This window comes from Pseudomonas sp. GW-45 (assembly GCF_056896675.1).
Window position 1 is genome coordinate 2783531 of the sequence record NZ_CM167674.1, and the last position, 23734, is coordinate 2807264.

Annotated in this window: 24 protein-coding genes; 18 read left to right on the top strand and 6 right to left on the bottom strand. The window is 55.1% G+C overall.

What is annotated here, in order from left to right; genetic code table 11:
* Positions 1 to 48: 48 nt before the first annotated feature.
* From AC1XYH_RS12875 to yaaA, 10 genes are all read left to right on the top strand, one after another.
* Entirely contained in the window at positions 49 to 1029 is a 981-nt protein-coding gene (locus AC1XYH_RS12875) for a serine/threonine protein kinase (RefSeq protein ID WP_483323572.1), read from the top strand.
* An 87-nt stretch (positions 1030 to 1116) separates the two neighbouring features.
* Positions 1117 to 2919, top strand: a complete 1803-nt coding sequence (locus AC1XYH_RS12880) for an acyl-CoA dehydrogenase (RefSeq protein ID WP_483323573.1) — start codon at positions 1117 to 1119, stop codon at positions 2917 to 2919.
* A 163-nt stretch (positions 2920 to 3082) separates the two neighbouring features.
* Complete coding sequence (mscK, locus tag AC1XYH_RS12885) at positions 3083 to 6496, top strand: mechanosensitive channel MscK (protein WP_483323574.1); 3414 nt, start codon at positions 3083 to 3085, stop codon at positions 6494 to 6496.
* Between the two features lie 91 nt (positions 6497 to 6587).
* Positions 6588 to 7154 (top strand): elongation factor P-like protein EfpL, encoded by a 567-nt coding sequence (gene efpL, locus AC1XYH_RS12890; protein WP_483323575.1) that lies wholly within the window; start codon positions 6588 to 6590, stop codon positions 7152 to 7154.
* 217 nt (positions 7155 to 7371) lie between these two features.
* A complete protein-coding gene (locus AC1XYH_RS12895) occupies positions 7372 to 8517 on the top strand; it encodes a PepSY-associated TM helix domain-containing protein (protein ID WP_483323576.1) in 1146 nt (381 codons plus the stop codon).
* Positions 8514 to 8696, top strand: a complete 183-nt coding sequence (locus AC1XYH_RS12900) for a hypothetical protein (protein ID WP_483323577.1) — start codon at positions 8514 to 8516, stop codon at positions 8694 to 8696. The genes AC1XYH_RS12895 and AC1XYH_RS12900 overlap by 4 nt, the downstream gene beginning before the upstream one ends.
* Before the next feature lie 40 nt (positions 8697 to 8736).
* Positions 8737 to 9399: an alpha/beta hydrolase gene (locus AC1XYH_RS12905; RefSeq protein ID WP_483323578.1), complete on the top strand. Its 663-nt coding sequence runs from the start codon at positions 8737 to 8739 to the stop codon at positions 9397 to 9399.
* A gap of 107 nt (positions 9400 to 9506) precedes the next feature.
* Positions 9507 to 11060 carry an ATP-dependent RNA helicase RhlB gene (gene rhlB / locus AC1XYH_RS12910; RefSeq protein WP_483323579.1) on the top strand — a complete coding sequence of 518 codons (1554 nt, stop codon included), beginning with the start codon at positions 9507 to 9509 and terminating at the stop codon, positions 11058 to 11060.
* A gap of 471 nt (positions 11061 to 11531) precedes the next feature.
* On the top strand, positions 11532 to 12914 hold the full coding sequence (locus tag AC1XYH_RS12915; protein WP_483323580.1) for a PhoH family protein: 1383 nt from the start codon (positions 11532 to 11534) through the stop codon (positions 12912 to 12914).
* 135 nt (positions 12915 to 13049) lie between these two features.
* Entirely contained in the window at positions 13050 to 13826 is a 777-nt protein-coding gene (yaaA, locus tag AC1XYH_RS12920) for a peroxide stress protein YaaA (RefSeq protein ID WP_483323581.1), read from the top strand.
* A 22-nt stretch (positions 13827 to 13848) separates the two neighbouring features.
* Here the strand turns inward: yaaA and AC1XYH_RS12925 are convergent, their stop codons facing one another.
* Entirely contained in the window at positions 13849 to 14760 is a 912-nt protein-coding gene (locus AC1XYH_RS12925; protein ID WP_483323582.1) for an alpha/beta fold hydrolase, read from the bottom strand.
* 4 nt (positions 14761 to 14764) lie between these two features.
* Positions 14765 to 15538, bottom strand: a complete 774-nt coding sequence (locus AC1XYH_RS12930; protein WP_483323583.1) for a class II aldolase/adducin family protein — start codon at positions 15536 to 15538, stop codon at positions 14765 to 14767.
* Positions 15539 to 15701: 163 nt separating this feature from the next.
* On the opposite strand from AC1XYH_RS12930, the gene AC1XYH_RS12935 reads away from it, so the two are divergent.
* Positions 15702 to 16421, top strand: coding sequence for a Crp/Fnr family transcriptional regulator (locus tag AC1XYH_RS12935; RefSeq protein ID WP_483323584.1), 720 nt, complete (start codon positions 15702 to 15704; stop codon positions 16419 to 16421).
* Here AC1XYH_RS12935 and AC1XYH_RS12940 read toward each other — a convergent pair whose 3' ends face one another.
* A complete protein-coding gene (locus AC1XYH_RS12940; protein ID WP_483323585.1) occupies positions 16422 to 16874 on the bottom strand; it encodes a flavodoxin domain-containing protein in 453 nt (150 codons plus the stop codon). It abuts the gene before it with no gap.
* A gap of 134 nt (positions 16875 to 17008) precedes the next feature.
* Between AC1XYH_RS12940 and AC1XYH_RS12945 the strand changes: the two genes are divergently transcribed.
* Positions 17009 to 17443, top strand: coding sequence for a PAS domain-containing protein (locus AC1XYH_RS12945; RefSeq protein ID WP_483323586.1), 435 nt, complete (start codon positions 17009 to 17011; stop codon positions 17441 to 17443).
* A gap of 10 nt (positions 17444 to 17453) precedes the next feature.
* Here AC1XYH_RS12945 and AC1XYH_RS12950 read toward each other — a convergent pair whose 3' ends face one another.
* Both AC1XYH_RS12950 and AC1XYH_RS12955 read right to left on the bottom strand, forming a co-directional pair.
* Positions 17454 to 18695 (bottom strand): HD-GYP domain-containing protein, encoded by a 1242-nt coding sequence (locus AC1XYH_RS12950; RefSeq protein WP_483323587.1) that lies wholly within the window; start codon positions 18693 to 18695, stop codon positions 17454 to 17456.
* A gap of 150 nt (positions 18696 to 18845) precedes the next feature.
* Complete coding sequence (locus tag AC1XYH_RS12955; protein WP_483323588.1) at positions 18846 to 19790, bottom strand: MerR family transcriptional regulator; 945 nt, start codon at positions 19788 to 19790, stop codon at positions 18846 to 18848.
* Positions 19791 to 20052: 262 nt separating this feature from the next.
* Here AC1XYH_RS12955 and folM point away from each other — a divergent pair, with 262 nt between their 5' ends.
* The 6 genes from folM (at position 20053) to AC1XYH_RS12985 (ending at position 22980) form a co-directional block, all read left to right on the top strand.
* Complete coding sequence (folM, locus tag AC1XYH_RS12960) at positions 20053 to 20754, top strand: dihydromonapterin reductase (protein WP_483323589.1); 702 nt, start codon at positions 20053 to 20055, stop codon at positions 20752 to 20754.
* Positions 20755 to 20771: 17 nt separating this feature from the next.
* Positions 20772 to 21332, top strand: a complete 561-nt coding sequence (folE, locus tag AC1XYH_RS12965; RefSeq protein WP_483323590.1) for a GTP cyclohydrolase I FolE — start codon at positions 20772 to 20774, stop codon at positions 21330 to 21332.
* Between the two features lies 1 nt (position 21333).
* Complete coding sequence (gene folX, locus AC1XYH_RS12970; protein ID WP_483323591.1) at positions 21334 to 21705, top strand: dihydroneopterin triphosphate 2'-epimerase; 372 nt, start codon at positions 21334 to 21336, stop codon at positions 21703 to 21705.
* Between the two features lie 117 nt (positions 21706 to 21822).
* Complete coding sequence (locus tag AC1XYH_RS12975) at positions 21823 to 22125, top strand: DUF1244 domain-containing protein (protein ID WP_483323592.1); 303 nt, start codon at positions 21823 to 21825, stop codon at positions 22123 to 22125.
* Positions 22122 to 22457 (top strand): HopJ type III effector protein, encoded by a 336-nt coding sequence (locus tag AC1XYH_RS12980; RefSeq protein ID WP_483323593.1) that lies wholly within the window; start codon positions 22122 to 22124, stop codon positions 22455 to 22457. The genes AC1XYH_RS12975 and AC1XYH_RS12980 overlap by 4 nt, the downstream gene beginning before the upstream one ends.
* A 28-nt stretch (positions 22458 to 22485) precedes the next feature.
* The gene (locus AC1XYH_RS12985) at positions 22486 to 22980 is read left to right on the top strand and encodes an RDD family protein (RefSeq protein WP_483323594.1); all 495 of its coding nucleotides are present in this window, start codon (positions 22486 to 22488) and stop codon (positions 22978 to 22980) included.
* A 75-nt stretch (positions 22981 to 23055) separates the two neighbouring features.
* Here AC1XYH_RS12985 and AC1XYH_RS12990 read toward each other — a convergent pair whose 3' ends face one another.
* Complete coding sequence (locus tag AC1XYH_RS12990; RefSeq protein ID WP_483323595.1) at positions 23056 to 23730, bottom strand: response regulator; 675 nt, start codon at positions 23728 to 23730, stop codon at positions 23056 to 23058.
* Positions 23731 to 23734 lie beyond the last annotated feature (4 nt).

A 23734-nucleotide genomic window follows, 5' to 3' on the forward strand; every position in this document is an offset into this window, starting at 1 on the left:
CAAATTGTGACACCATAGATACCCCTTTCAGATGCAGGCGAACCGGTTATGGACGCGCACCATCCCTTTGCTTTGCTGACTCCCGATACCGTGCTGGATGCGGTCGAATCGCTCGGCTTTGTCTCAGACGCCCGCACGCTTACGCTCAACAGTTACGAAAACCGGGTATTTCAGGTCGGTATAGAAGATGCTCAACCACTGATCGCCAAGTTCTATCGCCCCGCGCGTTGGAGCGATGAGTCTATTCTGGAGGAGCATCAATTCTCTCTTGAGCTGGTCGAACGCGAGATCCCGGTGATTCCGCCCATGCAGATCAATGGCGAAACCCTGTTTGAGTTTGCCGGCTTCCGCTTCAGCCTGTTCAAGCGTTTTGGAGGACGGGCGCCTGAGTTTGATGATCCCGACCACCTGCTAATGCTCGGTCGCTTGGTCGGCCGACTTCACGCCGTCGGCGCCATGCGCCCGTTCGAGCATCGCCCGGAGCTGACAGTGCAAAGCTTCGGTATCGATAGCCTGGAGTTTCTGCGCAGTACCAACGTGGTGCCCGCTAGCCTGCAGCCAGCCTATTTTTCCGTAGCGGATGATCTGTTAAAGGTAGTAGCCCAGCGCTTTGCGGATCACCCCTGCAGCACCATTCGCCTGCATGGCGATTTGCATGTCGGCAACCTATTGTGGCGCGATGAAAGCCTCTATATGGTCGACCTGGATGATTGCCGCCAGGGCCCGGCGATTCAGGATTTGTGGATGGTATTGTCTGGAGAACGTGACCAGCGCCAAGCCCAGCTGGCCGAACTGGTCGATGGTTACAACGAATTCCATGATTTTGATCCAAGCCAAATAGCGCTGATCGAAGCGCTGCGCAGCTTGCGGCTGATCAACTACAGCGCCTGGCTGGCACGGCGCTGGGATGACCCGGCCTTCCCCATGCATTTTCCTTGGTTCGCCAGCGAGCGCTACTGGGCAGATCAGATACTCACGCTGCGCGAACAACGCGCTGCCATGGATGAGCCTGCGCTGCGGCTGTTCTGATCTGACTGCATAAAAGATATCAATGGCCGTTCCCTCAGCGGACTCGAGCCAATACACTGCTTCGCGTTCAAATTTGAGGTGACGTCCATGTCCGAGATACTGCTTGATCAACGCAACCTGGCCTTCGAACTCTACGAAGTGCTGGATGCCGAAGGCCTGACCCAGCGTCCGCGCTTTGCCGACCACAACCGGGAAACCTTCGATGCGGCCATTGGCACCGCCCGCACCATCGCAGAAAAGCTGTTTGCCCCGCACAACCGTAAGAGCGATGAGAACGAGCCCAAATACGTAGACGGCACCGCCGAACTCATTCCCGAGGTTAAGCCAGCCGTAGACGCCTTCCTCGAAGCCGGCTTCCTCAATGCAACGCGCACCTTCGAGCAAGGCGGCATGCAGATGCCCAACCTGCTATCGCAAGCCTGTTTTGCGCATTTCCAATCAGCTAACGCAGCCACCTCGTCCTACGCAATGTTGACCATGGGCGCAGCCAATCTGATTGAGAACTTCGGTACTGATGAGCAGAAAGAGCGTTTTCTGCAGCCAATGATCGAAGGCCGCTTCTTCGGCACCATGGCGCTGACCGAGCCACATGCTGGCTCCTCGCTGTCCGACATCCGCACCAAAGCCGAACCGGCCGATGACGGTAGCTACCGTATCAAGGGCAACAAGATTTTCATCTCCGGCGGCGATCACCCTCTGTCCGATAACATCGTGCACATGGTTTTGGCCAAGCTGCCCGACGCGCCACCCGGCGTAAAAGGTATTTCGCTGTTCATCGTGCCCAAATTTTTGGTCAACGATGACGGCAGCCTGGGCGAGCGCAACGACGTCGTCCTGGCTGGACTGTTCCACAAGATGGGCTGGCGCGGTACCACCTCCACGGCGCTAAACTTCGGCGACAAGGATGGCTGCGTCGGTTACCTGATTGGCAAGCCGCACCAGGGCCTGGCCTGCATGTTCCAGATGATGAACGAGGCACGCATCGGAGTAGGCATGGGCGCAGTGATGCTCGGCTACGCCGGTTACCTGTACTCACTCAACTACGCGCGTGAGCGCCCTCAAGGTCGCCTGCCCGACGGCAAAAATCCATCCGCGCCGCAGGTCGCCATCATTGAGCACACTGACGTCAAGCGCATGCTGCTAACTCAGAAAGCCTACGTTGAAGGCGCTTTTGACCTTGGCCTCTACGCCGCACGACTGTTCGACGATACCGAAACGCTGGAAACTGAAGCCGAGCGCAAGACCGCACTGCAACTGCTCGATCTGCTGACCCCGATCGTCAAGGCATGGCCTTCCGACTACTGCCTGAAAGCCAACGAACTGGCGATCCAGGTTCTCGGCGGCCACGGTTACACCCGCGAGTATCCGGTCGAGCAGTACTATCGCGACAACCGCCTGAATCCAATCCACGAAGGCACCAACGGCATCCAGTCACTGGATCTACTGGCTCGCAAAGTAGTGATGAATAACGGCGCGGCTCTCAAGCAGCTGTCCGAGCTGATTATGGCCACCTGCAAGCAGGCCGCCGCGCATCCAGAGCTGAACGACTTGCGCGAGCCGCTGGAAAAGCTGTTGGCACATCTTGGCAAGGTCACAATTGCTCTGTTGGGTGATTTGGGCAACGGCAAGGTAAACGAGGCGTTAGCCAACTCTGCACTGTACCTAAAAGCTTTTGGTCATATGGTTATCGGCTGGCGCTGGTTGCAGCAATCAGTACATGCGCAGAACGGCCTAAATACAGGCCTCGAAGCAGACCAAGCCTTTTACCAAGGTAAGTTGCAGGCTGCGCGCTACTTTTTGCTTTGGGAAGTGCCTTCCTGTCATCACGACCTCAACGTGCTGGAAAATCGTGACCTGACTTGCTACGAAATGCAGGACGAATGGTTCTGATGGCGTGACCCGCTACTGATCCGTTGCATCTCAGCAGGCCACCTCACAAAGGTGGCCTGCTGCGTTTCATAACCTAGAAACTTTTGGCGCTCGCATCAGTCAGCTTCCCAAGTGCTAGCCGGACGGCTACCCTTCAGGTCAGGACACATCAGGATCACCTTTCATGCCGCGCTTTTTTTTATCCTTCGTTCTCTGCGTTTTTTTAAGTACCGGGGTGCTAGCTCAAGAGGCGCCGACCGGTGACGACCTGCAACAGCGTATGGAAACTGTCAGTGCCAACATCGAAACACTGAACAACAGCTCACTACCCGAGCCGGACAAGCGCGAGCTGAGCGAGATATACCAAAACACCTTGAACTACCTGAAACAGCTTGAGCAAACCCAAGCTGACCAGGAGGCGTTGCAAAAAGAGATAAGCGACGCGCCACGTGCGACCCAAAGTATTCGTGCGCAGCATAACCAACTGGCAAAACGCAGCACCAATACTCGCCGCGACGAGCTGGAAGGTATGGAGCTGCACGCGCTAGAGAATCGGCTGGGTGAACAGGCCAATCAAATGTTCACCTGGCAAAACGAGTTAACCAACGTCAATTCCGACCTAATTGCCGCACAAACCCGGCCTGAGCGCACTCAAGCCAGCGTCTCAGAGAATCAGAAGCGCGCGCAAGCGGTCAGCGACCAGCTACGTTCATTACAGCGCCAACAGCAAACCCAACAAAGCCGTGCGCGCGTTGATATGTTGCAGGCCGAGCAACAGTATCTTAATGCCGCTAATGACCTGCTGCGGCAAAGACTCTCCGGCAACAATGCTCTGCAAGACCTCGCCACGCAAAAAAAGAACCTGCTGAGCCTGCAAATCCGCCAGATTGAGGACGACCTGCAGATCCTACAAGAAGTCATCAACGAGAAACGCCGCAGCGCTTCAGAGAAAGCCGTGAGTGATGCTACCCAGCCTCAGGATAGCCAGAATCAGGTGCTACAGCAGCAAAGCGCAATCAATCGGCAACTGAGTGAAGAGCTACTTTCCGCCACCGGCGAAATTGGCGATCTGACCCGCAGCAACATCGAGACCAAACAACAATTCGAGCAACTGAGCCAAGTCGACAAAGCGCTCGAACAACAGATTGATGTACTCGAAGGCAGCCTGCTGCTGTCACGTATTTTGCACCAACAGAAGAACTTGCTACCTAAGGTCAGCATTGACAGCCGCATCGCCGACCAAATCGCCGATTTGCGTCTACGCCAGTTTGAGCTCAATCAATTAAGCCAAGACTTAACCAACCCTGATGCCTTTCTGAATGAATTACTGTTGCAGATCCCGGTGCGCCAGCGCGATGCGCTGCGACCAGGGCTTGAACAGATGGTAACCAGTCGGGTAACGCTGGTTGAGCAACTGAACACCAATATCAATACGTTGATTAATCTGGCTATCAGCTTGCAGATAAGCCAACGCCAACTGCAGCAGTTGAGCTCCGACCTCAAACGCACTATCGATGATCAGCTGTTCTGGGTAGCCAGCAGCAAGCCACTGGACAAGAGCTGGCTGATCAACTTTCCGAATCAAGCCAAGCACCAGATCGACAGCCTGCATCTCAAGCAGGTGGCGCGTAACCTGGCGACCACACTGAAACAAAATTACCCGTGGGTCATATTATTTGGCCTCTTCCTCGCCGTATACCTGTGGCGCCAACCCAGCCTGCGCCGCCGGCTCAATACCCTGCACGATGAAGTGGGGCACTTCCGCCGTGATAGCCCATGGCACACGCCCCGTGCGCTAGCGCTGACAGTAATGATCATCAGCCCCATCCCGCTGGCACTGCTGTGTCTAGGCCTGATGATGCACTTGGGCCAGGACCCGGTCATGCCTTACCTCGGGCTGGCACTACTGAAAGTGAGCCTTGCCTGGTTTGTACTGCATCTGCTTTATCGGGTACTCGATCACCGCGGCATTGCTGCAAGGCACTTCAAATGGGCTGAGAGTCTGGTGCAAAGACTGCACACGCTGGCCCGTCGACTCGCCTGGATTTTGCTGCCGCTGGTGCTAGTGCTTGGCCTGCATGGCGCGCTGCCATTGGATGCCGGTGGAGATGCGCTAGGACGAGCGACCATGCTGATAGGCATGTTTCTGTTAGCGGGGCTGCTGGGTCGTCTGATGTGGCGCAGCGAGCCGCTGTATCACTCACGCGTATTGCACTTCAGTGCCACTGCGGTGCTGATCTTGGCGCCATTGCTGCTGGCCGGCATCACCATCTGGGGTTATCACTACACTGCGGTCAAACTGGCCGAGCGCTTTATTGATAGCCTGTATCTAATCGTTTTGTGGATGTTGGTTGAAGGGACCGTGGTTCGCAATCTGAACGTCGCTGGCCGCCGCCTTGCTTATCAGCGCGCGGTGAGCAAACGCCAAGCCGCAGAGGCTCGTGAGGGCCAGGAGGGCGAAGTAGCTGCGGTCGAGGTGCCCGAGATGAATATTCAGCAGATAAATCAACAATCCCTGCGTCTCGCCAAACTGGCTCTGGTAATCATCTTCAGTGTTGGGCTTTACTTTACTTGGGCCGATTTGATCAGTGCCGCTTCCTATCTGGAGTCCGTCACGCTCTGGCAGTATGAAGGAGACGGCATCAGCTCGGGTGACTCGGTCCCCATCAGCGCTGGCGACATTCTGAGTGCAGTAGTCACCCTGATTCTGACTTTCACCTTGGCACGTAACCTACCCGGCCTGCTGGAGATACTAGTACTCTCGCGTATGGAGCTACGCCAAGGCACCAGCTACGCAGTGACCACCCTACTAAGTTATGTGATTGTCGGTTTTGGCCTGGTCAGCGCCCTTTCGTCTCTGGGTGTCAGTTGGGACAAATTACAATGGTTGGTCGCGGCTCTGGGTGTGGGTCTCGGCTTTGGTCTACAAGAAATTTTCGCCAACTTCATTTCTGGTCTGATTATTTTGTTTGAGCGCCCGGTGCGTATCGGCGATGTGGTCACCATAGGACCACTGTCCGGCACCATCAACCGCATACGCATCCGCGCCACCACCATTACCGATTTCGACAATAAGGAAATCATCGTTCCGAACAAAAACTTCGTCACCGAGCAGATTATCAACTGGTCCCTGCAGGACACCATTACCCGCGTCATCATTAAAGTGGGCGTTGCCTATGGCTCCGACGTGGCAAAGGTCCGCGAGTTATTGATGCAAATCGCAAAGAACAATCCGCGAGTTCTGAAGGACCCTGAACCATTGGTGTTCTTTCTCAACTTCAGTGATAGCACGCTGGAGCATGAGCTGCGCATTCACGTGAAAGAACTCGGGGACCGCAATCAGGCTATCGACGAGATCAATCGTGAAGTGGATCGGCTGTTCAAGGAAAATGGCATCGAAATCGCCTTCCGTCAGCTGGATATCAACCTGCGCGACAGTAAAGGCCTGGAAAAACTGGTACACCGCTCTCGCATAGAAGATTCCGAGACCAGTGAAAACCTTGTGCAGGCTCCGCAAAAGAGCAAGGATCAGGACCCCACAACGCCAAACGACGTCAGCAGTGACGCCGAACCCGGCGGCGGTTCACCACCACTCTGAACACAGCCTGTGAGCGGTTGCTGCATCTTGCCGAGCAGCAACCGCCAGGCGCAAAATACCCGCCTTCTACTACCTCGCTGAGTCATCCGCCATGCCTAGAGCTGCCGAACTAAAAAAAGGCCATATCGTCCAGATCAACAACCAGCCGTACATCGTCAGCCATATTGAGGTGAAAAGCCCTTCGTCACGCAGTGGCACCACTTTGTATAAGGTGCGATTCAACCATGTGCAGACCAAACAGAAACTGGACCAAAGTTTGACCGGCGACGACATGCTCAGCCCTATAGACTTCCAGAAGGGGCAGATGCAGTTCCTGTTTCAGGACGCCGACGGTTATACCTTCATGGATAACGAAGATTTCGCCCAGTTCACGCTCAACCCCGATCAACTTGAAAGCGAAATAGATTACATTTTTGACGGCATTGAAGGCCTGTATGGACTGGTGGTAGAAGGCAACTTGGTCGGCATCGAGCTACCCGCCGTAGTAGAAATGGCAATCGAAGAAACACCGCCGGCGATCAAAGGCTCTTCCGCCAGCGCCCGCACCAAGACCGCCCGGTTTGCTACCGGCCTGGAAATTCAGATCCCTGAGTATCTGGAAACGGGCGAGGTGGTGCGCATCAATACCGAATCAGGCAAATTTATGTCACGGGCCTGATCTGCCCTTGTACCTCCCCTCGCACTAGCCCTGTCCAAGCCGATCCATCCGGGCCGGCTTTAACCGCAACCGCGGCGTTGTATTTTTAACAGCAATAAATCAGAATAAGACTGATTTTTATTTAGATACATATCTTCTATACCTCGCCCTGCTCGCGGGAAGCGGGATAAATGCCGCGCAAATATCGCCAATTCTGAAAGGACAGGGCTCCCTCACCATGAACGTCAAAGCCTGGTTTTTGGTCCACAAGTGGACCAGTCTTGTCTGCACGCTGTTTCTGCTACTGCTGTGCATTACCGGACTACCACTGATCTTCCACGAAGAAATTGACCATTTTTTTGAAGAAGAAACAGAAGCGCCGCCGATGCCGGCAGACACTCCTCAAGCAAGCCTGGATCGCATCGTCGATGCCGCGCTGAGCGAGCGACCCGACGCAGTGATCCGCTTTATGTTCTGGGACAACGAAGAACACCCCAACATGAGTTTTGTCTCCATGGCGAAAAGCATGGATGCACCACCAGATGAATTCATCTCACTGGTCATAGATTCGCGCACCGCAGCGCTGCTGGATGCGCCAGAGCCAGATCGCGGTTTCATGTACATCATGTTCAAGCTGCACGTTGATCTTTTTGCTGGTCTGCCAGGCATGCTGTTTCTCGGCTTCATGGGCTTGCTGTTCGTGGTCGCTATCATCTCTGGACTGGTGCTCTATGCGCCCTTCATGCGCAAACTGGACTTCGGCACCGTGCGGCGCCAGCGCAGCTCTCGTTTAAAATGGCTCGATCTGCATAACTTGCTCGGTGCGGTGACAATGGTCTGGGCATTGGTGGTGGGTCTGACCGGCAGCATCAATACGCTAAGCCCGCTCGTGATCGGATACTGGCAACAGGATCAGTTCGCTACGATGGCAGCAGACTATCAAGACCAGCCAGCCCCGCAGAAACTTGGATCGCTGCAGGCCTCAGTGAATACCGCAGACGCCGCGATACAGAATATGCACATGAGCTTCATCGCCTGGCCCGGCAGCCAGTTTTCCACCAAGCACCACTACGCCATTTTCTACAAGGGTGATACGCCGCTGACCGCGCGCCTGTTGCAACCCGTGCTGGTGGATGCGCAAAGCAGCAAACTGCTGCCACCAGAGCCCACGCCTTGGTACGTGACTACGCTGCTAATGTCGCAGCCACTGCACTTTGGCGATTACGGCGCAATGCCGCTGAAAATAATCTGGGCCTTGCTCGATCTGGCCACCATAGTGGTGCTTGGCTCCGGGTTATACCTCTGGCTGGGGCGCCGCAGCTCCACCGCACGCCGGGTAGCAGAAGTGAAGAGTGGCGGTCTGGCCGAGGAAGTGAACGCATGAGCAGTAATCGCAAAACCCTTTGGCAGATATTCCGTGCACCCTTGCTGCTGGGGTTGTTGAGCCTGACAGGCCTGATCGGCGCACTGGTCGGCGATGGGCTGTTCGACCTGATCTCCTGGGCAACTCTCGGCAGCGCTTTGGCGGTTATCGCTTGGTATTGGGCAAAACCAACCGTATAAAGGGCAGCATCTTTTTCGTTTACCGCTCATGGAGTACCGCATGTCCCAACAGCCGCACATCATCGAACCCGCTGCAGCCGCCACTAGCTGCGTCATTTGGCTGCATGGCCTGGGCGCAGACTGCTTCGACTTTGTTCCCGTAGTGGATGCCCTGAAACTACCGCAAAACCACGGCGTGCGTTTTGTATTTCCACAGGCGCCTACCCGTCCGGTCACTATCAACGGCGGTATGCCTATGCCCAGCTGGTATGACATTCTCGGTATGTCGCCGGCACGCGCTATCAATCAAGCGCAGTTGGATGAGTCCGTCGCCACGGTCAAAGGCTTGATCGCCGATCAACAGGCCAAGGGCATCATGCCCAGCCGGGTTATTCTGGCTGGCTTTTCGCAGGGCGGCGCCGTAGTGCTCAGCACCGCCATACAAAACGCACTGCCTCTGGCCGGCGTCATGGCGCTATCGACTTACGGACCCAACCTCGGTGAACTACTGCAACAGACCAAAAATGCGCCCAAGCTAGCGATCTTCTGCGCACACGGCCGCGGCGATGACGTGTTACCCATGAGTATGGGGCGTGAAGCACACGACCTATTAGAAGCGGCTGGGCATACCGCCGAATGGCACGAATACCCAATGGCGCACGAAGTCTGCCCGCAGGAAGTTGCCGACATTCGCGATTGGCTGACAGCACGCCTCGGACTCTAGCAGCCCGTCTCACCTGATCAAAAAACAACCGCCTCAAGGCTTCGCTAACGCGCGGCCTTGCTTTACACTGGCGCATCATTTTTTGTTCACATAACCGAGAGACGCCTGTGCTCAAAGCACTGAAGAAGCTGTTAAATAAGCCAGAAGAGCAAGCCGCAGCCCCTGCCGCACCCATACCGGAACAGCAAGAACGGCCCAGCAAAAAGGCTGATCAGTCCGCCGCAAAAAGCCACCCATCACCGCGTGCGCAAAGTGCTGTTGCGGAAGAAAAACTTGCGCCAGAGAAACCTCGCCCACCGCGCCAAAAGCCCGCAGACGCTGCTCCCGTCACACCTTGGAGCATTGCTGACTTTCAGGTTGAACCGGCTGAAGGCAAGACTCGCTTCCACGACTTTCCGCTGCCCGATTCCGTCATGCGGGCCATTCAGGAGCAAGGCTTCAGCTACTGCACGCCGATTCAAGCTGCCGTACTCGGCAACACTCTAAAGGGCCACGATGCGATTGGCCGCGCACAAACCGGTACTGGCAAAACCGCCGCCTTCCTGCTATCGACCATTACTCAGTTACTGGAAACGCCAGCACCGGACGAACGTTTTATGGGCGAGCCGCGAGTATTAATCATCGCGCCAACTCGGGAGCTGGTCATGCAGATAGCCAACGACGCTGAGGGCCTGACCAAGTACTGCCCACTGAATGTCATGGCCTTTGTGGGCGGCATGGACTACGACAAACAGATCAAACAGCTGGAGAAGAAGTATTGCGATATTTTGGTTGCCACCCCCGGCCGCCTGCTCGACTTCTGTAACCGTGGCGAGGTACATCTGGATCTGATCGAGGTGCTGATCCTCGACGAAGCCGATCGCATGCTCGACATGGGCTTCATTCCACAGGTACGCCAGATCATCCGTCAGACCCCGCGCAAGGGCGAGCGTCAGACGCTGCTATTCTCCGCTACCTTTAGCGATGACGTAATGAACCTGTCGCAGCAGTGGACAGTAGACCCGGCGATTGTTGAGATCGAACCCGAACGCCCAGCCTCGGAGAACATCACTCAGAAGGTCTACGCGGTCAGCGGCAAGGATAAATACAAAGTACTCTATAACCTGGTCACCCAGTTAGAGCTTGAGCGCGTCATGGTATTTGCCAACCGTAAAGACGAGGTGCGCCGTGTGCAGGAGCGGTTGGTGCGTGATGGCATCAACGCCGCGCAACTATCCGGCGATGTGCCGCAGCAAAAGCGCGTACGCACACTGGACAACTTCCGCGAAGGCAAGCTGCGCGTACTGGTTGCCACCGACGTGGCCGGGCGTGGCATTCACATTGACGGCATCAGCCATGTGATCAACTACACCCTGCCGGATGATCCGGAAGACTACGTACACCGTATTGGCCGCACCGGCCGCGCCGGCGCCAAAGGCACCTCAATCAGCCTGGCCGGTGAAGACGATGCCTTCCAAATACCGCCGATTGAAGAACTCTTGGGCGGCAAACTGACCTGTATACCGCCGGAAGAGAATTACCTCGAGCCAATCCCGCAGCGGCATCAGTCCGCCGAAGAGAAGGCTGCCAGCGACGCTAACGAGGCCGAGCAGGCGAATGCCGCAGCTGCCAGTCGCAAACGCGCTTCTGGCCGCCGCGATCGTACCCAAGGGCGACGTTAACCGTATTCAGCCTCAGACCGCACTCATCGGTCTGAGGCTGCGTACTTCCCGGCACCCCCAATAGCTTACTCAATGTGCGATAGAGGTTAACTCGCCTATGCCGCTGCGCTAAAGGCATGGCAAGGTCGCGCCTGCAGAACAGCGGCGAGTCAGGTTAGAACGGGGAGAATGCAGTAAAAAAAGCGTAAATAGAGCAGATCAGCCTACTTTTTACGCAACCGGGCCAATGACTATATCGCGCTTTTTCCAACCCTGCCCAGCTCCATTCGTCTATTTCAGGCTTTTTCAAAAATATGCTCTGAGCACGCTTGTGAAGGTCATATTTTTTGCGTTATACCTCGCTTAACCGGCCCACGCCAACAGGTGATCCTCTGATACCCGTTGGCTTGCGAGTCGGCCTTGCGGACTGCCAGGCGCAGCTCAGGCGCCTGATACAGACCAAGTGTCCCGGCCCTTGCGAGGTAATAGCATATGGAAGCGTGCGGACCTACCGAACACACCTTCTACGTCCTTGATACCAACGTTCTCATCCACGACCCAAATGCGTTGCTGAATTTCGAAGAACATCACGTCGTCATCCCCATGACCGTTCTCGAGGAGCTCGACAAACTCAAGTCAGGCAAGACCAGCATTGCCGCCGACTGCCGCCAGGCTATCCGGCTAATCGACAAGACCCTTGGTGTAGCACCGCCGGATCAGGTGGAACAAGGCGTCCCCATTGAGCGCGGCAAGTTGGGGCCGAACGGCACCCTCGCCATCCTTATGGAAAGAACCGCCATCCCCGCACACTGCCTGCCCAACGATCTCAACGACAACAAGATCATCAACCAACTCTGTCATCTACAGAATCGCTACTCCGATGGTCGCATCGTTTTGGTTTCCAAAGACATCAATATGCGCCTCAAAGCACGTGGCTGCGGCATTGATGCTCAGGATTACCATACCGATCAGTTGCTCGATGACATTGACCTGTTGGCGCGCGGCTATCATCAGATTGAGGGCTCCTTCTGGGATCGAGTCAATAAAGTAGAAACCCGTCAGCTGACCGGCCAAACGCTGCACAACGTGCAGTTGACCGACAACTTGCCAGCATTACACCTGAACGACTTCATCATTGATGACCAAGGATTCATCGGCTGGGTGAAAGCCATCGACGGAAAAAACCTGAATATTCGGGACCTGCATCAGGAGCCGCTGTTGCACCAGGAATGCTGGGGACTGAAGCCCCGTGACATCTTCCAGGCACTGGCAATGTTCGCCCTGCTCGACCCGGACATCCACCTGGTCAACCTCACGGGCGCCGCAGGCTCAGGCAAGACCATTCTGGCGCTGGCCGCTGCCATCGAACAGACCATGGTCAGCAAGACCTACCGCCGCATCATCGCCACCCGCAGCACTCAAGGGCTGGACGAAGATATCGGTTTTTTACCAGGCACCGAAAAAGAGAAGATGGAGCCTTGGCTCGGTGCTATCACCGACAACCTTGAAGCGCTGCACATGGATGATGAAAGTACCCACGGTAGCGTGGACTACATCCTCGACCGGGTGCCGCTGCAATTCAAATCGCTGAACTACATCCGTGGTCGCAGCTTCCAGCAAAGCTTCATTCTGATCGACGAAAGCCAAAACCTTACCCCGCACCAAATCAAGACCATCATCACCCGAGCCGGCAGCGGCTCAAAAGTGGTCTGCCTCGGTAACCTGGCGCAGATCGACACCCCTAACCTGAATGCCACCAGCTCGGGGCTGACCTATCTGACCGAATGTTTCAAAGACTTTCCTCTTGGTGTACACATCCACTTGCAGGGCGTTCCACGCTCCGCCCTGGCCGAGTACGCCGAAACCCACCTCTAACCCTTTGCATTCAGCCAGCCAGTGCGCCCGCTCATGCGGGCGCACTTGATTGAGTACCTTTATCAACCCTATAAAGGGCCAGACCAATTGCTTTGAGGCATAATGCCGGCAACGCTTTTACAGGAGCCAGCATCCATGCTGATGGTCATATCCCCCGCCAAGACCCTCGATTACGACACCCCGCCGATTACCGAGAAAAGCACTCAGCCGCGCTTTCTAGAGCACAGCGCAGAACTGATTGACGTGCTCAAGGAAAAGTCGCCGCAGGAGATCGCCAAACTGATGTCCCTGTCCGACAAGCTATCCAGCCTCAACGTAGCTCGTTATGGCAGCTGGGAGCGAAACAGCACACGGCACAACAGCAAGCAGGCGCTGCTGGCATTTAAGGGTGACGTTTACACTGGCCTGAACGCGGAAGACTTCAGCGGCGATGACTTCGCATTTGCTCAAGAGCACCTGCGCATGTTGTCCGGCCTTTACGGCCTGCTGCGTCCACTCGATTTGATGCAGCCCTACCGACTCGAAATGGGTACCAAGCTGAGCAACCCGCGCGGCAAGGATCTTTACACCTTTTGGGGGGAACGCATCAGCGAATGGCTGAATGAGGATTTAGCGGCACAAGGTGATCAGGTGCTGCTCAACCTGGCCTCGCAAGAGTACTTCGGTGCGGTGAAACCCAAGGCACTCCAGGCGCGGGTTATTGATACCGTGTTCAAGGATTATAAGAACGGCCAGCACAAGATCATCAGCTTTTACGCCAAGAAGGCCCGTGGTCTGATGGCCCGCTATGTCATCAAGGAGCGCTTGCAGAATCCTGAGGGTTTAAAGGACTTCGCCACCGACGGTTACTATTTCGATGCCAGCGCCAGTAGCGAAAACAAACTGGTGTTTCTGCGCGACAAGCAGGCTTAACGCTGCAATAAAAACCCCGGCATTATGCCGGGGTCGGTACAGACGCGTCGCTCTGCTGCTTAACCAGTGCAGAGCGGAACTGCAGATAATGCTCAAGTACTTGTTCCGGCGCTTCTACCTGCGGATAGTGCCCAATACCCGCCAACAGAACCGTGTCGGGCTGCGGCATCAACTCGCGGTAACGCGCCACCATGTGTGCGCCGGATACTGGATCCACTGCACCGTCTATTACACGCATTGGCACTTGCGTCTGCTGCATGGCCGCAACCCAGCGATCGCGCTGGACTCTGCGCTCCGCTATGTAGCGGATCAACAAATGCATCACTCTGGTTCCCTGATTAAACTCGATCATGCGCCAAAAGCCATCCAGCTCCGGCTCACTCGGCTTGGTCTTTGGCCCAAAAATCTTGTTAAACGCCTGCGCCAGGTTTTCGCGTTTATAGCGTCGGCCAAACAGAAAGCCAATCGGGCTCATCAGCAGCTTTTGCATACGTACTGGGTGGTGGGTTTCAGGAAATAAGCCGCCGTTAAGAAAGCATACCGAATCCAACCTGCCTGGACCTACCGCATCGCGGGCAAGCAGTTCTTGAGCCACGCTGTCGCCGTAGTCATGCGCAAAAACATGGTAGTGGCCCACGTTGAGATGGAGGAGCACCTCCTGCAACAGATCAGCTTGATCCAGCAAACTGTAGTGATAATGCCGCGGCTTGGCCGAGAAGCCAAACCCCATCATATCTACTGCGATCAACCGGTAGCGCCCGGCTAGCGCCTTCCATAGGTAATGCCAATCCCAGGAACCCGATGGAAAGCCGTGAATCAGTAACAGAGGTTCGCCTTCGCCCGCCGTCCAATAGCGCATGCTGTGGCCGCGATAAGTGAAATCGCGCCCCTGAACGATCCAATCGTCCAGGGGAATGCCGCTGAGTTTAGACATCTATTTAGACGTCGAAACCCGGATTCACACGCTGCAACTTACGCATCAGAGCTGGCCAGGCAATCCCGGCGCCCGCGCCATTGGTGGCCTTCTTCATGCTTGCCGCAGCACCATCCAGCACCGCTTGAGGAATCGGAATCAGCTCGGCGTTTTGCGCTTGAGCGCGCACCTGAATTTCGCAGCAACGTTGCAAGGTATACATGGTCAAGAAGGCATCTGGCACAGTCTTACCGCACGTCAGCAAGCCATGGTTACGCAGTACCAGGTTGTTGGCACGACCCAGGTCAGCCTGCAGACGAGGCTTCTCCTCGTCGTTCAGGGCAACGCCTTCGTAATCGTGATAGGCAAGGCTGCCGAGCACGAAAATCGACTGCTGGGAAATCGGCAAGATGCCTTCTTTCTGAGCAGAAACGGCAATCCCTGCAGCCGTGTGGGTATGCATCACACAGTTGGCGTCGTGGCGCACTTCGTGGATCGCGCTGTGAATGGTAAAGCCCGCAGGGTTAACGTTATAGGGCGACTCAACAACCTTATTGCCCTGCAGGTCGATTTTGACCAGATTGGACGCTGTCACTTCCTCAAACATCAAACCGTAGGGGTTGATCAAGAAGTGATCGGTATCCGGGATTTTAGCGGAGATATGAGTGAAGACCAGATCATCCCAACCGTACATAGCGATCAGCCGGTAACAGGCGGCAAGCTCTACCCGCACCTGCCACTCTTCTGCACTAACCTGATCCTTGACGCTCTGCTCTACCAGTGAATGTACTGCGTTCATCGGGCAATCCTCTTTTATTGGAATAAGGTAAATGGCACCCATGCGGGTAACTGCCAGTACAGGACATCCCCCTATGCATACGGCATACTACGGAATGTTCGGTATGAGGGGAGTCTAGACGGTGACGGCGAAGCGGACTGTCAAACACGTTACAGTGTCTGCCATGCAAGACACTGAACGCTTGGCGAAATTACTGCAGAAAAACCGCTGGTTCAGCGAACTGCCAAAGGATGCGCTGGATGAGATGCTGGCACTGGCTAAGGTCCGCACCCTGGGTGACGGGGAGTTCGTCTACGCCAAGGATGATCAGCCCGACGGCCTCTATGGCGTGATCAGCGGCGCGGCGCGCATCAGCAACATCGGCCCCGACGGCCGTGAAGCGGTACTCGCGGTCCTCACTCCAGGGAGTTGGTTCGGCGAAATATCACTGTTCGACGGCTTGCCCCGCTCGCACGACACGCTAGCCAGTGGCAATACTGAATTGCTGATGATCCCGCGTCTGGGGTTTCAACAGATGTTGGAACGCCGTCCCGAACTCTATCCGCTGTTCATGAAGCTGCTGTGCCGGCGCATTCGTATCTCTTTTGCCATGCTCGAGGACAGCGCGCTGTTGCCACTGTCATCCAGGCTGGCCAAGCGCCTGCTTATGCACGCGCACAACTATGGTCAGACTGACGATGAAGGTGGCCGCCCCTGCGTACAGTTGTCGCAGGAATCGCTGGGCCTGATGCTCAACAGTTCACGTCAGAGCATCAACAAACTGCTAAAGCGTCTGGAGGGTCTAGGCTGGCTGCATATTCAATACGGCCAGATACTGATTCTGGATGAAGAGCGACTGACCCAGCTTGCCAGCGGCGCGCCCCTGCCTGAAAACCCCAGCTGATCAGCCTTGCAGAGCGACCACAAAACGCTGCAGCCAGGGCTCTGCGTCGGTTTCCGGGGTAACGGTTTCACTGGCATCCAATCGCAACATGGGTTCTATCTCGCGCGCCTGCAGCTCCAGCAGCAGCTCACGAAACTCCTCGCCCGCTTGGCAGAAGGTATCCCCGTAGGCGGCATCGCCCAAGGCTATAACCCCGAAAGGCACTGCGGTGAACAGCGGAAAACGATCACGCATTTCGTGAAATAACGGCACCAGTGGCTCCGGCAATTCACCCATGCCGGTCGTGGAGGTACAGACCAGCAAGGCCTCGGGCTGCAGCGCCAGCAACGCGTCCAGGTTTAGGGCTTTCAACCGACTGACCTTGAGCCCCCCTGCCTCGCAGAAGTTCTGCGCTTCGTCTGCAACCAGGTCCGCCGTACCAAATACCGTGCCACTCACAATCACCAAGTGCATGTCTCAACTCTCCTTAAAGCCCTGTCATCGGCCGGCTATTATGCAGCAAACCAGCAGGCGAATGGTGACGTAACTGGACAGCCCCGTGCACTGCTATAGAATGCAAAAAAACATAAAAGGAGTCAGCGCACACCATGATTAACGCCAAATTGCTGCAACTAGTGGTCAATGCGTCTAACGACGGCATAGTGGTTGCCGAACAAGAAGGCGACGACAACATTCTTATTTATGTAAACCCCGCTTTTGAAGCCCTCACCGGTTACAGCGCAGACGAAATCCTCTACCAGGACTGCCGCTTTCTGCAAAAAGATGACGCGGATCAAGAAGGGTTGCAGATTATTCGCGACGGCATCAAAAACGGCCAACCTTGCCGCGCGACTATTCGTAATTATCGCAAGGACGGGAGCTTATTCTGGAACGAGCTGTCGATCACCCCCGTGCTCAACGAGGCCGACCAGTTGACCTACTTCATCGGCATTCAGAAAGATGTCACGGCGCAGGTTGAGGCAGAGCAGAAGGCATCGGGTCTTGAGGAGGAGTTGCGGCAGTTACGTGCAGCAACTCAATAAGCAGGAGAGTTTAACTACTACTTAGGTTGATATTGCTTTGGGTGAAGGCTTCTAAATCAATGCCATGACTACCGTCAACCAGCACGGACTTTACTCGCAGATCAGGCTTACCCTCCTCGTTGCGACTGGCGGACAAATCCACTACTCGCTGTGGGATGGTTCGCTTCTCTGCATCTCGAATCAAAGCCACTTTAGGTAATAAGCGATGTTCCGGGTTGACGGCCAGCACTACACCCACTTCGCCTGAGCTTAATTCAACCAAAGCACCCGCTGGGTAAAGACCTACGCACTCGATAAATTTAACGACCAGTTTCTCGTCAAACTGGGTGCCGCGCTCTTCATACAATATCTTCAAGGCTTCGGCAGACGACCTGGGCGAACTGTAACAGCGACGACTAGTGATGGCATCGTACGCATCGACAATGGCGACAACGCGCGTATAGAAATCCAGTGTTCCGGCCAAAGCGCCCTTAGGATAGCCCCTGCCATCTAAGCGCTCATGATGCTGCAACGCAACTTTCATCACTTCCTGCGGCATATCAGGGTCCTGGCTTAGCTCTTCATAACCGTAAGTGACGTGTAGCTTGATGTGATCAAACTCTTCCGCTGTTAGCCTGCCAGGCTTATTGAGAATCTCTTGATCCAAACGCATTTTGCCCACATCGTGCAACATGCCGCAAAGACCTAGCAGTTCGATGTGCTTGCGTCCGATGCCTAGCTGACGGCCCAGCGCCATCGCTAAAACCCCGACGTTCATACAATGCTCAGCGGTGTACTGATCACGGTGTTTTATTCGCGTCAGCCACATCAGCGCCGATGGATTGTGCAGAATAGACTCAACACAACCTCTTACTAATTCAGGAAATGCCTGCAGGCCCGCCTGCTCACCATTCTCAATTTGCGTCAGCAATGCTCGAACATGTTGAAAAGTGACGCCATAACGCTTACTGGCGGTGCGGATTTCCGTTTGTATATCTGTCGTGATCGGATAAGCGATTGGACTCTTCGCCGCAGGCAACCGCTGCAAATCGCTCATCGGTATGCGGGTTTTCATTACATCAATATAAACATAAGCACAAAGACCCCTGACCGTCATAAGGTCATCAGGGTCTTCCAGCATGAATCCTTGAAATAAAAAAGGGGTTTCAAGCCAGGGCACATCCAACTCGGAAACGTACATTCCCAGCCTGATTTGGTCAGACTGTATCTTCATCACCTGCAAAGACTTGGTCGTTTCTTTACGCCAAAACATGTACGTTCTCTTGCAATTCGGGGCAGGCCGACGCTGTATAGAAACAGCGCTCCTCACTTGTTCTCATAATGATCTTAAATAGGGAAGCATGGCAAGTAGCCACTAAGTTACCTACAAGACGCCATCAAAAATAAAATTCGCAGGCCCGGATTAGCTATCAAAACGCCCCGCCAGCAGCTGTCGCACGCTATCAGTAAGCGAGCGTTGCGCAAGCCCCAAGCGGCTGATATTGGATCGCTGTAATGCCGCACTCTGTAATTCACAGCAGGCACCCACGACAGCGACTGGGCATTCCAGCTGCAGATTCAAACGAGGCAGTTCCCGCACTAACAAGCTGCTCTCAAGCGCACGATCACTAAACAGCAGCAGTGCTTGATACCGTCCACTTGCGGTCATCAACGACAAATCCTCGACCGTAGGTAGGCAGGAGAGGTAAGCGATATTGATATCCGCCTCAGCCAGAAACAGCGACGCTAACAGCACCTCAACTTCGTCTTCAGGCGGCTGCAGACTAACCAGCAGCACACTGGCACGAGAGGGCTGTAAAAAGGCAAGGCGCTGTAAGAGGCGGCCACGCAGAAACCCATCAAACAACGCCCAATGCCCAGTGGCGCCAACTTGCCTGGCCTGCAAACGATATTGCCGCCACACTGGCAATAGCACATCGTTGCATACTTGCGTCAGCGTCCAGCGGGAAAAGGTCAACGCATAGACACGTTCCAACTCGATTAAATCCCCACCTGTCACCGCTGCCATCAGCTGCTCACGCGCTGCCTGCAGATGCTGCTCAGCTTGATTGTCAATCTGTGGTGTAGTTGCCAAACTCAGCGTCGGCATCACCTGACGATCGATGATGGTCGCTACTTTACTAACCGGCACGCCACGGGCAATCCAGTTGACAATGGCCCGTACACGATCGATATCTCGCATAGAATAAAGACGATGGCCGCTTTCAGTACGCTGCGGCACCAAGAGCCCATAACGACGCTCCCAAGCACGCAGAGTTACCGAGTTGACGCCAGACAGGCGAGAGACCTCACGTATGGGGTAGAGCGTTTCAGTGTCCAGCACGCGGCCGGGGATGGTATTGATCATGGGTATGGTCACAGACAACCAGCTTGTTGCCATCAGTATCGGTAAGTTATACGCGCATTGTACATAATCTTAGCGACGCTGCGGCAGCAGCAAGGCCCATTGGTCGGGCGGCATTAATATCGCAGGCGCTATAGCACTGCTGTCAGCCCGCTTGTGCGTGTTAACATGCCCGCCTTAAAGCTACCGTTGATTGCCACTGCTTGCCTCGCAACATTTACTCAATCAACCGCAGACAGACAATCATTACTGACTCAAGTGAGCCATGAGCGATCCTAGAAGCATACTCATTACCGGCGGCGCACAACGTATTGGCCTGCATTGCGCCAAGCGTCTAGTTGAGGAAGGTCACAGGGTCATCATCAGCTGTCGCGCACTGGATGCCCAGCGCGATGCCGCGTTGCCTGATGGCGTCGAAATTTTACTTGCCGACTTCTCGACCGTGGCAGGCATTCAGGGGCTGATTGATCAGTTGCAAGAGCGCTCTGTCAGTCTGCGCGCGATCATCCACAACGCGTCTACCTGGATGGACGATCAACAAGGCCATGCGGCGATGCAGCAGATGTTTATGGTGCACATGCAGGCGCCTTACATGATCAACAGTCAGTGCGCTGACCTGTTTCCAGTAGATGAAACGGGTGACATCATTCACCTGAGTGACGACGTAACGCGCAAGGGCAGTGCCAAACACGTGGCTTATTGCGCTACCAAGACCGGCCTAGAGGGATTGTCACGTTCCTTTGCCGCGCAGCTTGCCCCTCGTATCAAGGTCAACTGCATCAGCCCGGCGCTGATCATGTTCAACGATACAGATGACGCCGACTACCGCGCCAAGGCACTGGCTAAGTCTGCCATGGGCATAGAGCCCGGCCCAGAGGTGGTCTACCAGTCAATTCGCTATCTGCTAGACAACCCATACATCACCGGAAGCAGCCTGCCCTTGAACGGTGGCAGGCACCTCAAATGAGCCGACGAGAAGACATTATGAGTCTGGAAAAATTGTCACAGAATTATCTCGAGATCCTGACCAACCTGGGTGAAAACCCGGAGCGGGATGGGCTCAAAGGGACGCCCGAGCGCGCCGCAAAGGCCATGCAGTTTCTCTGTCGTGGCTATGAGCAATCATTAGACGAGATCGTAAATGGCGCACTGTTCGCGTCAGACAATGACGAAATGGTGATCGTTAAGGATATCGAACTGTATTCGCTATGTGAGCATCACATGCTGCCCTTCATCGGCAAAGCACATGTCGCCTATATACCCACCGGCAAGGTCATTGGTTTATCCAAGGTCGCTCGTATTGTCGATATGTTCGCTCGGCGCCTGCAGATTCAAGAAAACCTGACCCGCCAGATTGCCGAGGCACTACAACAGGTCACCAACGCCGCCGGCGTAGCTGTAGTGATTGAAGCTAAGCACATGTGCATGATGATGCGCGGAGTAGAGAAACAGAACTCGTCGATGCACAGTTCGGTGATGCTTGGCGCTTTCCGCGACTCGGTCAATACTCGGCAAGAGTTTCTGCAGCTGATTGCCCGGAACTGACATGAATACACTCGCACCCGGCCTTGCGCGCATCCGTATTAAAGATCTGCGCCTGCGCACCTATATCGGCATCAACGCTGACGAAATCCGTAATCAACAGGATATCCTCATCAATGTGATCATCCTCTACCCGGCAGCGGATGCCGTAGCAGTGAACGATATAGAGCAGGCATTGAATTACCGGACCATCACCAAAGCACTGATTGCCCACGTTGAAGGCAACCGCTTTGCTCTGCTGGAGCGCCTGACGCAGGAGTTGCTGGACATTGTAATGCAGCAGCCACAAGTGCATTACGCCGAAGTAGAAGTGGATAAGCCACATGCGCTGCGCTTCGCTGAGTCGGTATCCATCGCCCTCAGCGCGCAACGCTAACAAAGCCGCTAATTGACTTTGTTTGACCGCGTTTTATGCTTAGCTCGAAAGCTTTTTACAACGCTTTCGACGCCTTGACGGCACTCGTCGCACCTAAATGAACAACAGGAGTTGAGCATGACCAAACAGGAACGCCTTGAACTTGAAGCCGCCGCCTTTCGTAACCTGGTCAGCCATTTGAACAACCGCAAGGACGTGCAAAACATCGACCTGATGACACTGGCCGGTTTCTGCCGCAACTGCCTATCCAAATGGTACAAAGGCGCGGCAGACGACCTGGAGATCGAGCTGAGCATGGACGAGGCCCGCGAAGCAGTCTATGGCATGCCTTACGCAGACTGGAAAGCCAAATATCAGATCGAAGCCAGCCCACAACAACAGGCCGCCTTCGATCAGGCGCAGAAACAGGATAACGCATGACCCCCGAACAATTCGTCGCCCGCCTGGGTACACCAGAGCATTGCTTCGCAGATACGCTGAGCCACATCGAGCAACATTACAGCTATCAGCCCAGCGCCTTCGACAATGGTGCTGTGCACAACAGCGCCGAACAGAATCAAGGCTCCTGCAAAGTACTCGCAATGGCAAAAGACTTGCAGCTGAACGATCAACAGACCTTGCAGTGTTTTGCCGAGCATTACCAGGCGGTATTAGGCGATCCTGCGGGCAGTGATCACGCCAACATTCGCGCCCTTATGAGCACCGGCCTCAGCGCGGTGTCCTTCGTCAGCCCACCGCTGAAGCCGCGCTAAGCGCTCTAATACCACCCCAGGAGATAACATGGCAGTCAAACTGCTGACCCCGACAGGGGACTTCCCAGCCTGCGGACTGATTCGCCGCCTTGCCGCGGCGGGCTATGACTTAATGCTGTTACTGGCGGTATTGATGGTGGTTACCTTTGGCTACCTAGGCATTTATATTGGCTTTTATGGCGAAGCGGCAGCCCATCAACAAGCCGATGCCGGCGGCTTCGTGGGCGATCACTTACTCAGCCTAATAGTCTTGCTGGTGACCACCGTTTTCTATCTGACATTCTGGACCATCAAAGGCCAAACGCTCGGTATGCAGGCCTGGCGCATACGCCTGCAACAACCCAATGGTGAATCGATCAGCCACAAGCAGGCATTGATTCGTCTGTTGGTTTGCCAGCTATCCTGGCTCTGCGGCGGCTTGGGATTTTTCTGGCAGCTATGGGACAAACAGTCACGTAGCTGGCAGGATATCGCCTCCAACACCCAATTAGTGGTACTCCCCAAGGGCAGCTTCAAGGACTGAAGCCCTTTCCCAAACCCAAACCTAGGTGGAAGACCAAATAGCGCAGATCCGCGCAAAGAAATCTCAGGCATGGGTTCAGTTGATCAGCCCCATACGGATGGCTTCCTGCACTGCTTGAGCGCGGCTACTGATACCCAACTTGGCATAGATATTTTTAATGTGCTTCGCTGCGGTGTGATAGCTAACCCCTAGCATATCCGCTGCTTCAGCGGTCTTGTAGCCATTACCGATAACCAATAGAAATTCGCGCTCGCGCTCACTTAGCCTCGCGCTATCCTCACTTGGCAACAGATCAGGTCGCCAGGACGCCCCTACACCCAGCGGGCCGATAACGTGTTGGAAGAATCCCAACATACGCTGAGCAATCTGCGGCGACAAAGGCGGGATGCCGTGAGCCACCCCCTCAAGCGCCAGGGCAATCTGCGTTTGAGTATCGTCTTTCAACAGATAGCCATTCGCACCGGCCTGCAGCGCGGGAAATAGATGCAAGTCATCGTCATACATGGTGGCGACCACCAAAAGCGCCTCCGGGTAGCGCTGACTGCACTCGCGGATAAAATCGATGCCTGAACCGTCCGGCAGTTGCAGGTCCACTAAACATAGATCGGGTCGTGCTGCGTCCAACGCTTTAAGTGCAGAGCCTAATCGCGCGTAAGTACTCAACTGCGCCTGAGGCCAAGCCACGAGAACCGCCTCTGCTAGCCAGTTCTGGGCATCTTTCAGGTCTTCCAGAATCAGCACATTATTCATCACA

What these genes read in the sequence shown, in the direction of transcription:
- yaaA (WP_483323581.1), top strand. Translation starts at nt 13,050, where the DNA reads ATGCTGATGGTCATATCCCCCGCCAAGACCCTCGATTACGACACCCCG.
- AC1XYH_RS12975 (WP_483323592.1), top strand. Translation starts at nt 21,823, where the DNA reads ATGACCAAACAGGAACGCCTTGAACTTGAAGCCGCCGCCTTTCGTAAC.
- AC1XYH_RS12930 (WP_483323583.1), bottom strand. Translation starts at nt 15,538, where the DNA reads ATGAACGCAGTACATTCACTGGTAGAGCAGAGCGTCAAGGATCAGGTT.
- AC1XYH_RS12875 (WP_483323572.1), top strand. Translation starts at nt 49, where the DNA reads ATGGACGCGCACCATCCCTTTGCTTTGCTGACTCCCGATACCGTGCTG.
- AC1XYH_RS12950 (WP_483323587.1), bottom strand. Translation starts at nt 18,695, where the DNA reads ATGTTTTGGCGTAAAGAAACGACCAAGTCTTTGCAGGTGATGAAGATA.
- AC1XYH_RS12900 (WP_483323577.1), top strand. Translation starts at nt 8,514, where the DNA reads ATGAGCAGTAATCGCAAAACCCTTTGGCAGATATTCCGTGCACCCTTG.
- AC1XYH_RS12985 (WP_483323594.1), top strand. Translation starts at nt 22,486, where the DNA reads ATGGCAGTCAAACTGCTGACCCCGACAGGGGACTTCCCAGCCTGCGGA.
- AC1XYH_RS12915 (WP_483323580.1), top strand. Translation starts at nt 11,532, where the DNA reads ATGGAAGCGTGCGGACCTACCGAACACACCTTCTACGTCCTTGATACC.
- AC1XYH_RS12935 (WP_483323584.1), top strand. Translation starts at nt 15,702, where the DNA reads ATGCAAGACACTGAACGCTTGGCGAAATTACTGCAGAAAAACCGCTGG.
- AC1XYH_RS12980 (WP_483323593.1), top strand. Translation starts at nt 22,122, where the DNA reads ATGACCCCCGAACAATTCGTCGCCCGCCTGGGTACACCAGAGCATTGC.
- AC1XYH_RS12990 (WP_483323595.1), bottom strand. Translation starts at nt 23,730, where the DNA reads ATGAATAATGTGCTGATTCTGGAAGACCTGAAAGATGCCCAGAACTGG.
- folE (WP_483323590.1), top strand. Translation starts at nt 20,772, where the DNA reads ATGAGTCTGGAAAAATTGTCACAGAATTATCTCGAGATCCTGACCAAC.
- AC1XYH_RS12945 (WP_483323586.1), top strand. Translation starts at nt 17,009, where the DNA reads ATGATTAACGCCAAATTGCTGCAACTAGTGGTCAATGCGTCTAACGAC.
- folX (WP_483323591.1), top strand. Translation starts at nt 21,334, where the DNA reads ATGAATACACTCGCACCCGGCCTTGCGCGCATCCGTATTAAAGATCTG.
- AC1XYH_RS12925 (WP_483323582.1), bottom strand. Translation starts at nt 14,760, where the DNA reads ATGTCTAAACTCAGCGGCATTCCCCTGGACGATTGGATCGTTCAGGGG.
- AC1XYH_RS12905 (WP_483323578.1), top strand. Translation starts at nt 8,737, where the DNA reads ATGTCCCAACAGCCGCACATCATCGAACCCGCTGCAGCCGCCACTAGC.
- AC1XYH_RS12880 (WP_483323573.1), top strand. Translation starts at nt 1,117, where the DNA reads ATGTCCGAGATACTGCTTGATCAACGCAACCTGGCCTTCGAACTCTAC.
- AC1XYH_RS12940 (WP_483323585.1), bottom strand. Translation starts at nt 16,874, where the DNA reads ATGCACTTGGTGATTGTGAGTGGCACGGTATTTGGTACGGCGGACCTG.
- AC1XYH_RS12895 (WP_483323576.1), top strand. Translation starts at nt 7,372, where the DNA reads ATGAACGTCAAAGCCTGGTTTTTGGTCCACAAGTGGACCAGTCTTGTC.
- AC1XYH_RS12955 (WP_483323588.1), bottom strand. Translation starts at nt 19,790, where the DNA reads ATGATCAATACCATCCCCGGCCGCGTGCTGGACACTGAAACGCTCTAC.
- mscK (WP_483323574.1), top strand. Translation starts at nt 3,083, where the DNA reads ATGCCGCGCTTTTTTTTATCCTTCGTTCTCTGCGTTTTTTTAAGTACC.
- efpL (WP_483323575.1), top strand. Translation starts at nt 6,588, where the DNA reads ATGCCTAGAGCTGCCGAACTAAAAAAAGGCCATATCGTCCAGATCAAC.
- folM (WP_483323589.1), top strand. Translation starts at nt 20,053, where the DNA reads ATGAGCGATCCTAGAAGCATACTCATTACCGGCGGCGCACAACGTATT.